The sequence below is a fragment of the Cellulosimicrobium composti genome (genome assembly GCF_010287905.1).
Taxonomy (GTDB): domain Bacteria; phylum Actinomycetota; class Actinomycetes; order Actinomycetales; family Cellulomonadaceae; genus Cellulosimicrobium; species Cellulosimicrobium composti.
The window spans coordinates 1-11,998 of the sequence record NZ_JAAFAN010000023.1 but is presented as its reverse complement, the minus strand read 5'-3'; the positions used below and the strand labels follow the sequence as shown (position 1 = coordinate 11,998).

13 protein-coding genes are annotated in these 11,998 nt (G+C 75.7%); 9 read left to right on the top strand and 4 right to left on the bottom strand.

The features are described 5' to 3' along the window. Nucleotides 1-102 precede the first annotated feature (102 nt). Both GYH36_RS08595 and GYH36_RS08590 read right to left on the bottom strand, forming a co-directional pair. Complete coding sequence (locus GYH36_RS08595; RefSeq protein WP_162289640.1) at nt 103-2,100, bottom strand: DUF1349 domain-containing protein; 1,998 nt, start codon at nt 2,098-2,100, stop codon at nt 103-105. Then, a complete protein-coding gene (locus GYH36_RS08590) occupies nt 2,097-4,253 on the bottom strand; it encodes a right-handed parallel beta-helix repeat-containing protein (protein ID WP_162289639.1) in 2,157 nt (718 codons plus the stop codon). The genes GYH36_RS08595 and GYH36_RS08590 overlap by 4 nt, the downstream gene beginning before the upstream one ends. 283 nt (nt 4,254-4,536) lie before the next feature. On the opposite strand from GYH36_RS08590, the gene rpmG reads away from it, so the two are divergent. From rpmG to GYH36_RS08565, 5 genes are all read left to right on the top strand, one after another. Next, entirely contained in the window at nt 4,537-4,704 is a 168-nt protein-coding gene (rpmG, locus tag GYH36_RS08585; protein ID WP_024839937.1) for a 50S ribosomal protein L33, read from the top strand. A 113-nt stretch (nt 4,705-4,817) separates the two neighbouring features. Continuing rightward, nucleotides 4,818-5,114 (top strand): type B 50S ribosomal protein L31, encoded by a 297-nt coding sequence (locus GYH36_RS08580; RefSeq protein ID WP_162289638.1) that lies wholly within the window; start codon nt 4,818-4,820, stop codon nt 5,112-5,114. Continuing rightward, nucleotides 5,111-5,233: a 50S ribosomal protein L36 gene (gene rpmJ / locus GYH36_RS08575; protein WP_024839935.1), complete on the top strand. Its 123-nt coding sequence runs from the start codon at nt 5,111-5,113 to the stop codon at nt 5,231-5,233. Before GYH36_RS08580 ends, rpmJ begins: the two co-directional genes overlap by 4 nt. A gap of 218 nt (nt 5,234-5,451) precedes the next feature. Further along, nucleotides 5,452-6,825, top strand: coding sequence for a zinc metallochaperone AztD (aztD, locus tag GYH36_RS08570; RefSeq protein ID WP_115941676.1), 1,374 nt, complete (start codon nt 5,452-5,454; stop codon nt 6,823-6,825). 155 nt (nt 6,826-6,980) lie between these two features. Further along, nucleotides 6,981-7,262, top strand: coding sequence for an HU family DNA-binding protein (locus GYH36_RS08565; protein WP_021482680.1), 282 nt, complete (start codon nt 6,981-6,983; stop codon nt 7,260-7,262). 104 nt (nt 7,263-7,366) lie between these two features. Here the strand turns inward: GYH36_RS08565 and GYH36_RS08560 are convergent, their stop codons facing one another. After that, on the bottom strand, nt 7,367-7,738 hold the full coding sequence (locus GYH36_RS08560) for a hypothetical protein (protein ID WP_115941677.1): 372 nt from the start codon (nt 7,736-7,738) through the stop codon (nt 7,367-7,369). A gap of 118 nt (nt 7,739-7,856) precedes the next feature. Between GYH36_RS08560 and GYH36_RS08555 the strand changes: the two genes are divergently transcribed. Beyond that, a complete protein-coding gene (locus GYH36_RS08555) occupies nt 7,857-9,110 on the top strand; it encodes a YibE/F family protein (protein ID WP_312028565.1) in 1,254 nt (417 codons plus the stop codon). 37 nt (nt 9,111-9,147) lie between these two features. Further along, nucleotides 9,148-10,035 (top strand): ketopantoate reductase family protein, encoded by an 888-nt coding sequence (locus GYH36_RS08550; protein WP_034603699.1) that lies wholly within the window; start codon nt 9,148-9,150, stop codon nt 10,033-10,035. A gap of 19 nt (nt 10,036-10,054) precedes the next feature. On the opposite strand, the gene GYH36_RS08545 is transcribed toward GYH36_RS08550, so the two are convergent. Further along, nucleotides 10,055-10,906, bottom strand: a complete 852-nt coding sequence (locus GYH36_RS08545) for an SDR family NAD(P)-dependent oxidoreductase (RefSeq protein ID WP_162289637.1) — start codon at nt 10,904-10,906, stop codon at nt 10,055-10,057. 116 nt (nt 10,907-11,022) lie between these two features. Between GYH36_RS08545 and GYH36_RS08540 the strand changes: the two genes are divergently transcribed. Together GYH36_RS08540 and GYH36_RS08535 are read left to right on the top strand one after the other, a co-directional pair. Beyond that, a complete protein-coding gene (locus GYH36_RS08540) occupies nt 11,023-11,628 on the top strand; it encodes a TetR/AcrR family transcriptional regulator (protein ID WP_024839929.1) in 606 nt (201 codons plus the stop codon). 87 nt (nt 11,629-11,715) lie between these two features. Further along, nucleotides 11,716-11,998 (top strand): hypothetical protein (locus tag GYH36_RS08535; RefSeq protein ID WP_203231707.1); only part of this gene is annotated, 283 nt, incomplete at its 3' end.

The window sequence follows — 11,998 nt, the reverse complement described above, 5'->3', positions numbered from 1 at the left end:
CTGGACCGGTGGCGGTCCGCGACGAGAGCTTCGCTGGGGGGAGCTCTCGCGGCGGATCGCCACCGGTTCCTCCGTCTCCGGGCACGTGCGCGGGCCGCGCCCTCAGCAGTCGAGCGCCGGGTACGCGACCGTGACCAGGTGCCGTTCCCCGTCGACGACGACCTCGACCACCGCGACACCTCCGCTCGTGCTCGCCGCGCGCGCCGGGAAGGACTGGTACGCCGACCGGCCGGGCGTGAGACCCGTGACCGCGCGAGACCCGAGGTCGGTCGTGAGCGTCACGTCGAGCGGGGACGTGCCGTGGTTGTCCGCCCGGACGGCGACGTGCGCGCGGCCCGCGAGGCACCGGCTCTGCGCGTCCACCGCGACGAACGGCGCGGCCGCGCGCTCGGAGAGCGTCACCCAGCGGTGGACGCGCGTCGTCGCGCCGTCGCCCGCCGTGACGCGGACCTCGAGCACGGTCGCGCCGCGGTGCACGGGCACGAGGACCGAGCCGTCGGGGCCCGGGGCGAGCTCGCGCCCGTCGAGACGCGCGGACACGGTCGCGCCCGGGGACGACGGCACGAGGCGCGCCGTGTACCGGTCGACGTCGTCCGCGACGGGCGTGACGTGGAAGGCGCCGGAGCCGACGCCCGGCAGCCCCACGGAGAACGCGGCCTCCGCGAGCCCCGCGTCGCGGTCCCCGCGCCGCTCGACGACGGCCGTCCAGGTGCGCACGGCGCCCGACGGCGCGGTCACGCGGACCTCGACCGTCGTCCCGCCCTCGGCGAGCGGGACCACGGCCCCGCCACCCGGCAGCGGCTCGCCCCCCACGACCGCGACCTCGGCGTCCGGGTGGGTCGCCGCGGCGTGGACCGCGACCGCCGTCGCGGACGGGCCGACCGCCCACGTCCCCTCCGCGACGGGGACGGCGTTGCCCAGCGCCAGCGTGCTCAGCGAGGCGTCGTCGTCGGCCACGGGAGCGCCCACGGCCGCGACCGGGGCGGACGCGACGGACGCCCCGAGCGACCCGCTCGCGTCGCGCGGCACGACGACCGCGCGCACCGCGCGGCCCGTCACCGCGGCCGGGACGTCGACGCGCGCCCCGGTCGCGAACGGCTCCCACGCGTCGCCGGCCGCGACGTACCAGCGGACGACGGAGCCGTCCTGGGCGTCACCGTCGGCGTCGGTGTACGACCACGTAGCCTCGACGGCGCCGGGCGTCGCCGTCGCGACCGCTCCCGACGCGACGGGAGGCGTCGCGTCGCGCACGAGCGGCACGTCGCGGTCCGCGACGCGCAGCTCCGAGAAGTCGAACGCGCGGTCCGTCACGCTGCCCGCGGCGAGCACGCCCACGACGCCGGTCGACGCCGCGGCCGTGCCGGGGACGGGCGAGCCGATCGTCGTCCACGTGGTGCCGTCGGTCGAGTGCGCGGCGACGAGCGCGTCGGCCGTGCGCGTGAGGCGCAGCCACACGACGTCGCCCGCCGGGTCCGGGGCGGAGCGGGACTCGTCCGACGCGCCCCCGATCTCCGTGACGACCCGCAGCGCCGGGCTGCCGTTCGCGTGCTTGCGCTGGACGGCCACGTAGTCGTCGTCGCCGGTGTAGAGGATGAGGCCCGCCTCCTCGTACCCCGTGCCCGTGCGGCCGACCATCCGGACCGTCGCGGACTCCCCGACGTCGAGCGTGCCGCCCGGGACGAGGTGGATGTTCCGCGCGCCGTTGCCCGTCGCCCACAGCGACCCGCCCGCGGGGTTGAGGCGCAGCGACGCGCCGACCGCCGTCGTGCGGCTCGGCTCGGGGCGCACGACGCGCAGGCCGTGCGGGCCGGGGACCCGTTCGCGGTCCACGCTCACGAGCGACGTCGCGACCGCCGCGCCGGCGCGCGCCGTGACCTCGTAGACGCCGGGCGCGGTCGCGGTGAGGACGCCGTCGGGGGACACCGCGGCGGTGGTCGCGGGCGCGTCCGTCGCGACGTCGACGACGCCCCACGTCACCGCGTCGGCGTCCGTCGTCGCGTGCAGCGCGAGCGTCGCGCCGGGCAGGGCGAGCGCGGCGTGCGCGGGCTCGAGGGCGATCGTCGGCGCGGGCGCCCCCGCGCCCTCGACCGTGACCGTCACCGGGGCGGACTCCGTCGCGCCCGTCTCGCTCGTCGCGACGACGTGAAGCCGACCGTCCCGAGCCCGTCGGTGCGGGCGTCCGCCCCGACGCGGAAGCCGGCGTCCTCGACCGTCACGTCGCCCGCGCGCATCCCCGAGACGTCGACGCGGCGGTTGAAGCCGGTGTCGTACCGGTTGTCGTGCAGGCGCACGTCGCGCGACCCCTGGAGGCGGAAGAGCGGTGCCGAGGCCGTCGTCGCGGTCCCCGTCGCGCTCGCGACGGCGCTCTCGCCGACCGCGAGCGTCGTCCGGTCGACCGTCAGCGCGAGCGAGCGCGCGGCGTCGTCGCGCACGACCGTGTTGCCGCGGACGTCGAGCCCCGCGACGGACTTCGCCTGGAGGAGCGTCACGTCGCCCACGACGAACGTGTTGTCCTCGACGACGACGCCCGCGTGCGCGGTCACGGCCGAGTCGCCGCCCCCGGACGTCGGGTCGAACCAGATCACCGGCGACTGCGCGCGCGTGAACGTGTTCCCCCGGATCGTCAGGTCGCGCACGACGCTCGACTCGTACCAGGACCGGGCGTCCGCCGAGACGTAGATGCTCGCCATGCCCATCTGGTCGAACGTGTTGTCCTCGACGAGGACCGGCTTGCGCGTCGTGACGAGGATGCCGCGCGTCGGCACGGACTCGAAGTGGTTGCCGCGGATCTCCACCGCGGGCGTGTACGTGACGTTCTCCGCCACGACCGCGCCCGGCGCGATCCCGGCCGGGAGGTCGCGGTCGAGCGTGACGGTCATGCGCGTGAGGTCGTGCGACGTGTCCGTGCCGGTCGGGCCGTCCACGGCGACGACCGTCGCGGTGCCGCCGGGGACGTCGGTCATCGTCGCCTTGTCGACGAGCGCGAGCTCGTCACCGGCGTAGAACTGGGGGAAGCCCGCGGTCTCGCCGTGGCGGTAGGCGAACGTCGCGGTGCGCGGGCCGTCGACGGACACGAGCTCGACGTACGTCCCGTGGACGTTGATCGGGTCGTCGTGCGCGAACCCGAAGTCGCTGTCCGTGATCGTCACGGTGCCGCGCCCGCCCGAGACCTGCACGAGGTCGGCCGACGCGGCGCTCGTGCGCCACGAGTCGGCCGCGGCGCGGAACCGCACGCGGTCGATCGTGAGGTCCTCGGTGAGCTGCGCGACGATGCCGAACCCGTGCAGGTGGCCGAACGTCGCGTCGCGCACGGTCATGCGCTCGCTCTCCCAGACGAACCCCGCGGGCGTGTCGCGGTGCGTGCGGCGCATCTGGAACACGCGCCCGACCGGGGCGGGCGCGGCCGACGCCGCGTAGACGAACCGCAGCCGCGCGTCGCCGAGGTCGGTGATCGCGGACACCCCGGCGAACGGGTTCGTCGACGCGCCGTCCCACGAGCCGCGCGAGCTGCGCCCGGTCGCGAGGTCCACGACCTGCTGGTACCCGAACGCGCCCTGGTCCGTCCAGTACGGGGCGCCCGTGTACGGGCTGCTCTCGCCCGACCAGCGGACCGTCGTCCCGTCGACGGCGTAGCCGTAGCCGTCGGGCACGCGGAGGTCGCGATACGTCTGACCATTAGTCGTCCCGGCTGCGACCACGGTGAGGTCGAGCGTGCGCGGCGCCACCCACTCCGTCGTGAAGTCCTCGAACACGACGTCGCGCGAGCGGATCGACGCGAAGATCGTCTGCTCGCCGTGCATCACGAGGCGCGACCCCTCGCCGTCGACGACGACGTCGTCCATGTCCTCGACGAGGATCGCGATCCGCTTGTCCTTGTAGCGCTGGTCGGCGCCGACGGTGTTCGACACGTAGAGCTCGCGCACCGGGGCGCGGTCCGGGTAGAGCTGGTACGTGCCCGTCGGGAAGACGACGCGCGTCGGGCCGCCCAGGTCCTTCGCGTGGTCGAGCGCCGCGGCGACCGCGGGCGTCGAGTCCAGCGCGCCCGACGGGTCGGCGCCGAAGTCGGTGACGTCGACGACGGCGCGTGCGCCGTCCCCGGCGGCGGGGGTCGCGGCGGGGACGACGGCGGGGCTCGCGACGGCGGGGCTCGCGGCGGCCGGGCCCGTGACGAGGACGAGCGCCAGCAGGGACGCGAGCAGGGCGGAGGCCGCGCCGCGCGCGCGGCCGACCCCCCGGGACGTGGACGGGCGCATCAGACTCTCCTCGCCGAGATCTGGGTGCGCCTGTGCCAGCAGGCGACGGTGATTCGTCGGATGATACGCCATCCTTCGACGGTGTCCCACGCCCGTCCGGAGCGGCGGGAACAACCGAGACCTGAGAACTGTTCTCGACAGCGGGTCTCGACGAGCGTCCCGACGGGAAGGACGGCACCGACCGGTGCCGCTCCCGCCGCCCGCCCCACCCGGGACACCTCACCACCACCAGGGGGCCGCCGCCGTCCGCGGCGCAGGTCCTCGTCCGAGGGGAGAAGCACCGATGGCCACCCGCACCGAACTCCGTCCCGTGATCACGCTCCGGTCCACCGCCGGGACCGGGTTCACGTACACGACCCGCAAGAACCGCCGCAACGACCCCGACCGGATCGTCCTGCGCAAGTTCGACCCCGTCGTGCGCCGCCACGTCGACTTCCGCGAGGCGCGCTGACCCCGCGCCCGACACCCGTCCGCGAGCCCGCGGCGGGCCCCCGGAGGCACGACCCCGAGCCGGTGACCGCGGCCGCCCCGCGCGGCGCGTCCCGGCGCAGCAAGGAGACCACCATGAAGAAGACCATCCACCCCGTCTACGGGCCCGTCGTCTACCGCGACAAGTCCGCCGACCTCGCCTTCCTGACCCGCTCGACCCTCGCGGGCGACCACCCGCAGGGCCCGGGCGTCCCGCGCGAGACGATCGCGTGGACCGACGGCAACACGTACCCCGTCGTCGACGTCGAGATCTCGAGCGCGAGCCACCCGTTCTACACGGGCAACCAGCGCGTCGTGGACACCGCCGGTCGCGTGGAGAAGTTCCGCCAGCGCTACGGCGCCCGCGGTGCGCAGGGCGGGGGTGCGCGATGAAGGTCCGTGCGTCCGTGCGCTCGCTGAAGTCCCGGCCCGGCGCGAAGGTCGTGCGCCGGCACGGCAGGGTGCTCGTCGTCAACAAGCTCGACCCGCGCGGGAAGTCGCGCCAGGGCTGAGCCGCCGCACAGCGGCAGGAGCAGAGGGAGGGTCCGTCGCGGGCCCTCCCTCTGTCGCGCCCGGGGCCCGGACGCCGCCTCGGCCGGGGAGGGCGGCGGGACGCTAAATGAGAATGAGTCGCATTACTGTTACTGTGCCCCCAGGCGGACCGTCCGCCCCTCCCTGCCTGGAAAGGAGTGGTCGGCGCGCGCCCAGGCCCGCGCCGACCGACACGCCCATGACGCTCACCGCACGACACCGCACGCGGTCCCTCGCCGCCGTCGGACTCGTCCTCCCGCTCGCGCTCCTGGCCGCCTGCTCGACCGGCGGCACCGACGCGCAGCCCGGTTCCGGCGACGCGGCCGCCGCCGAGGAGCCCGCGGCCGCGCCCCGCGAGGAGGCGACGGCCGTCCCGCGCCTCGCCGTCACCTACGACGGCGGCGTCCAGGTGCTCGACGCGACGACGCTCGAGGTCGTCGGCGACCTCGCGCTCGACGGCTTCGCCCGCCTCAACCCCGCGGGCGACGGGCGGCACCTGCTCGTCTCGACGACGGGCGGCTTCCGGGTGCTCGACGCCGGCACGTGGGCCGAGCCCCACGGCGACCACGCGCACCACTACACCGCCGACCCGGCCCTCACGGACGTGACCTACGCGGCCGAGAAGCCGGGGCACGTCGTGGTCCACGACGGCCGCACCGCGCTGTTCGACGACGGCACCGGGGACGTGACCGTGCTCGACTCCGCCGCGGTGGCCGACCCGCACGGCCTCGACGACGCGCGCACGCTCACCACCCCGAGCCCGCACCACGGCGTCGCCGTCGAGCTCGGCGACGGCTCGCTCGTCGTCTCCGAGGGCACCGAGGATGCGCGCACGGGCGTGCGCCTCCTCGACGCCGCGGGCGAGGAGGTCGCGTCGAGCGACGAGTGCCCCGGCGTGCACGGCGAGGCCGTCGCCGCGGACGAGGCCGTCGTGGTCGGCTGCGAGGACGGCGTGCTCGTCGTCGCGGACGGCACGATCACCAAGGTCGCGAGCCCGGACGCCTACGGGCGCATCGGCAACCAGGCGGGCAGCGAGGCGTCGCCGGTCGTCCTGGGCGACTACAAGTCGGACCCGGACGCGGACCTGGAGCGGCCGACGCGGGTCTCGCTCGTCGACACGCGCGACGCGAGCCTGCGCCTCGTCGACCTGCCCGCGAGCTACACGTTCCGCTCGCTCGGCCGCGGCGACGCGGGCGAGGCGCTCGTGCTCGGCACCGACGGGTCGCTGCACGTCGTCGACCCGGGGACGGGCACGCTCGTGCGGTCGATCCCGGTGCTCGACGCGTGGGAGGAGCCCGCGGAGTGGCAGGCCCCGCGCCCCGCGCTGCTCGTCCAGGACGGCCTCGCGTACGTCACCGACCCCGCCGGCCGGGCGGTCCACGCGGTCGACTACGTCGCGGGCGAGGTGTGGAGGAGCGCGGTGCTCGACGTCGTCCCGAACGAGCTCCAGGGCGTCACCGGCCGGGCGGCCGACCCGGGCGCGCACGACGGCCACGACCACGGCGAGCACGCGCCCGACGAGCACGACGGCGACGCGCACGCGGGTCACGACCACGACCCCGCGGAGGGCTGAGCGCAGACACGCGGGCGCCGAGAGCCGCGAGAAGTCGCGTGAAACTCCGCGTGTTCCCTAGTGTTGTCCCCGGTGCACGGCCTCGCGGCTGGCACACTGAGACCGTGACGACGGGTGGTGACCACCGCGCGTCGTGAACCGAAGAAGGGATTCGCATGTCGCTCAACAAGTCCGAGCTCGTCTCGGCCATCGCCAGCAAGGCCGACCTGTCGAAGGCGGACGCCGAGAAGGCCCTCAACGCCTTCCAGGAGGTGCTCATCGAGTCGCTCGGCAAGGGCGAGGCCGTCAAGGTCACGGGCCTCCTGTCCGTCGAGCGCGTCGAGCGTGCCGCCCGCACGGGCCGCAACCCCCGTACGGGCGAGGAGATCTCGATCCCGGCCGGTTACGGCGTGAAGATCAGCGCCGGCAGCCTGCTCAAGAAGGCCGTCGCCAAGTGACGTCCCGCTGACCGCCCGTCGTCGGCGCGGTCAGCGGCACGAAGGCCCGGGACCCCTGAGGGTCCCGGGCCTTCGTCGTGCTCGGGGTCGTGCTGCGGTCGTGCTCAGGCGTGGACGACGTGCGCGAGCACGCCGTGGCTCGTCAGGCGCGTGCCGATCGCCTGGTCGACCTCGGCGAACGCCGTGTTCGAGCGGGCGATGCCGATCGCGCCGGCCATCGCGCCGTGGCCCGTGGGGCGGTCGATGCGCGCGACGAGCTGGTCGCCGTGGACCATGAAGTCCACCGTGAAGACGAGGTGCTGGGCCTTGCCGGCGAACGCGCCGAGCCAGAACGTCTTCGTCCTCGAGCCGCGCTCCGCGGCCCACTGGCCCGTGGGGCGGACGGTGACGGCGAAGCCCTGCTCCTGGAGCGCGGCGTGCAGGTGCTGCTTGGCGACCTCCGGGTCACCCGAGAGGAAGTAGTCGACCGTGGCCATGGTGGCTCCTCGTGCGTCGTGGCGGCGGCGAGGCGGACGCCCGGCCCTGCGGGATGCTACCGGCCGCGACGGCGCGTGCCGCCCGGTCCCGCGCCCTCGCCGTGGCAGCATCCTCCGCGTGAGCGAGAGCACCGACGTCGCCCCCGAGCACCGGACCTCCCGCCGGGACGCCCCCGCGCACGGCCACGGCCCGGCGGCGCCGGCGACGCGGCGCGTGCGCCTCGTCCTCGCGGCGCTCCTCGTGCCCGCGCTCCTCGCGACGCTCGCCGGTCTGGCCGCGCTGTGGCCCGCCGCGTCCGACGTCCCGGACCGCGTGCCCGTCGCCGCCGAGGGCAGCACGATCCTGCGCGCGACGGTCGTCGGGCCCGTCGACGAGGCGGCGAGCCTCGTGCCGGCGCGCCTCGACGCGGGCTCGCGGGCGGCGGGCGAGGACGTGGGCGGCGAGGAGATCACCGTCAACGCCCCGCCGGAGTACGTCGCCTACGGGTTCGACGAGGGAGACCGGCTCCGCGTCCTGTACATCGCCGAGGCCGCGGGCGCGGGCGGCAGCCCGTACGTGTTCCTCGACTTCGAGCGCGGCCTGCCCATCGGCCTCCTCGCGGCCGCGTACGCCGTCGTCGTGCTCGCCGTCGCCCGCTGGCGCGGGCTCGCGGCGCTCGCGGGCCTCGCGGGTGCGTTCGTCGTCATCACGGCGTTCACGCTCCCCGCGCTCCTCACCGGGCAGAACGCGCTGGGCGTCGCGCTCGTGACGTCGTCGCTCGTCATGTTCGTCGTGCTGTACGTCGCCCACGGTTTCACCGCACGCACGTCGACCGCGCTGCTCGGCACGCTCGTGGGGCTCGCGATCACCGCCCTGCTGGGGTGGTGGGGGTCTGGCGCGGCGAACATCACGGGCCTCACGTCGGAGGAGTCGCTGTGGGTCCCGCAGTACGCGCCGTCGCTCGACATCCAGGGCGTCGTGCTGTGCGGGATCGTGCTCGCCGGCATGGGCGTGCTCAACGACGTGACGATCACCCAGGCGTCCGCGGTGTGGGAGCTGCGCGCCGTCGCGCCGCTCGCGACCCGGCGCGAGCTGTTCGCGCGCGCGATGCGCATCGGGCGCGACCACATCGCCTCGACCGTCTACACCATCGCGTTCGCGTACGTCGGCGCGGCCCTGCCGCTGCTCATGGCGGTCTACCTGTCCGACCAGGGCCTCGCGACGAGCCTCACCTCGGGCGAGATCGCGGAGGAGGTCGTGCGCACGCTCGTCGGGTCGATCGGCCTCGTGCTCGCCATCCCCGTCACCACCGGCATCGCGGCGCTCACCGTGCCCGGGGCGGGAGCGGCGGGGTCGGTCGCCGTGGGTAGGGTCGAGGTCGCCGCGCGCTGACCAGCGCGGGCGACGGCACGACGAGAGGACGACGACGGTGACTCCGAGCGACGTGGCGGTGCTGGGACCCGGGGGCGTGGGCGGCCTGGTCGGCGCGCTCCTCGTGCGGTCCGGTGCCGCGGTGACCTTCCTCGCGAGCGACGCGACGGCCGCCGCGCTCGCCGAGCACGGCGTCCACGTGCGCAGCCGGCAGGTCGGCGACCTCCACGTCCCGGCCCGCGCGGCCACGCGCCTCGACGCCCCCGTCGACGTCGTCCTCGTCGCGGTCAAGCAGACGACGCTCGACGAGGCGCTGGACCGGGTGCCGCCCGAGACGCTCGGCGACGGCGTCGTCGTCCCGTTCCTCAACGGGCTCGACCACCTGGGCACGCTGCGCGCGCGCTACGGGACGCAGCGCGTCCTGCCCGCGACGATCCGGGTCGAGTCCACGCGCGTCGCGCCCGGGGAGATCGAGCACACGAGCACGTTCGTCGACGTCGACCTCGCCCCGGGCGGCGTCGCGCCGGAGCGCGTCGAGGCGGTGCGCGCCCTCCTGGAGGACGCCGGCGTGCGCACCACCGTCCACGCGGACGAGACCGCGCTCCTGTGGTCCAAGCTCGCCTTCCTCGCCCCGTTCGCGCTCCTCACGACGGCGCACCGGGCCACGATCGGGGAGGTGCGCACGACCCACCGCGCCGAGCTCGAGGCGCTCGTGCGCGAGGTCGCGGCCGTCGCGACGGCGAGCGGGGCGCCGTCGGACCCGGAGCGGACGCTCGCCTTCTACGACCGCTTCGGGCCCGAGGCGAAGTCGTCGATGCTGCGCGACGCCGAGGCGGGTCGGCCGCTGGAGACCGACGCGATCGGCGGAGCCGTCGTCCGCGCCGCCGATCGCGCTGGGGTCGACGCCCCGCTGACGCGCGCGCTCGTCGAGCGCCTCGGCGGCTGACGGCACCGGACCGGCACGGTCAGGCTTCCGGGGCGGGAACGGCGTGCTCGGCCGCCCGGCTCACGCCCTCCCACGCCGCCCACGTCGCCCGGCGCTGCGCCGTGACGTCGTGCGCGAGGTCGTAGACCATGCTGCCGAGCAGGAGGCGCAGGGGCGGGTCGTCGCTGTCGACGAGCGTGAGCACGGCCTGGGCGGCGAGGCGCGGGTCGCTGTCGACCGAGCCGTCCGCCCACTGCTTCTCGAGCTCCGCGCGCAGGGGCGCGTACGCGTCGAGCGGGGTCGTGCTCGCCATGCTCGTGTAGAGGTCGGTCCAGTACCCGCCGGGCTGGACGACGGTCACCCTGACGCCGAAGGTCGCGGCCTCCGTCGCGAGGGCCTCGCTCATGCCCTCGAGCGCGAACTTGCTCGCGCTGTACAGGCCGGTGCCGGGGAAGCCGGCGAGCGCGGCGACGCTCGACATCTGGAGCAGGTGGCCCGAGCCCTGGCGCCGCAGGTGCGGCAGGACCGCCTGGCTGACCCACAGCGCGCCGAAGACGTTGACCTCGAGCTGGGCCCGCGCCTCGGCCTCGGTGAACTCCTCGACCATGCCCATGGACAGGGTGCCGGCGTTGTTCACGACGACGTCGAGCCGCCCGACCCGCTCGACGGCCGTGTCGACGGCGGCCACGACGGCGTCGCGGTCGGTGACGTCGAGGGGGAGCGCGAGCACGCGGTCGCGGTGCTCCGGGGCGAACGCCTCGACGGACGCGGTGCGCGACGCGGCGACCACGACGTCGCCGCGGTCGAGCGCCGCGACCGCGATCGCGTGGCCGATGCCGCGGCTCGCGCCGGTGACGAACCAGGTGCGGGGGGTTCCGGGGGTGTGTCGCACGGTGAGACCTCTCGTTGATGAGACGAGACGGTTCGTCTCGTTGTGATGACCATAGGGCAAGCCGCGGCCCAGCGTCAAGACGGAACGGTCCGTCTCGTCGCGGTAGGGTGGCGCCCATGGCTCCTACCCCCGACCCCTCGCGGCGCAGTGCGGCCTCGCGGCGCGCCGTCCTCGACGCCGCGCTCGAGCTCGTCCAGGAGGTCCCCTACGCGCGGCTCAGCATCGAGGGCATCGCCGCCCGCGCGCGCGTCGGCAAGCAGACCATCTACCGGTGGTGGCCCTCGAAGGCCGCGATCCTCCTCGACGCGTTCCTCGCCCTGAGCGAGGGGGACGACGGCCAGGCCCCCGTGCTGCCGGACACCGGCGACCTCGTCGCGGACCTCCGCCTCGTCCTGCGCGCGACCGTCGCGGAGCTCACCGACCCGCGGCTCGACGCCCCGATGCGGGCGCTCGCCGCGGAGGCCGTGCACGACGCGACGGTGGCCGAGCTGTACCGCGACCGCCTCGACGGACCCCTCCGGGACGCCAAGCGGCAGCGGCTGCGGAGCGCGCAGGAGGCCGGACAGCTCGCGGCGGACGTCGACCTCGACGTCGCGGTCGACCTCGTCTGGGGGCCCGTGCTCAGCCGGTGGCTCCACCGCAGCGGACCGCTGACCGAGGAGTTCGCGGACCAGGTCCTCGACGCGGCGCTCGACGGCCTGCGCGCGCGCCCCGGCCGCTGACCGCCGCCCGCGACCTTCACCGGACCGCCACGCGACCCCCGGGGGACGCGTCCCCAGCGGGCTCACAGGTTCGCCAGGATGTGCGGCATGAGAGAGCCGTGGGTCGACGTCGCGCTGGCGCGGCTGCCCGAGACGCGTTCCTGCCCCGCGTGCGCCGCACCGCTGCGGTCCTCGCGCTGCGACCGGTGCCTGCTCGACCTCACCGGGCCCCTCGCGTTCGAGGTCGCCGCCGCGTCGAACGACGCCGCCGACGCGCTCGCCCGCCGCCAGGTCGCGCTCGACGCCCTGCGCGCGAGCCAGCCGGCCGCCGCCGCGTGGGCCGCGCGCGCCGCGGCGCCGGGAGCTCCGCCCGTCACCCCCGGGCGGCGAC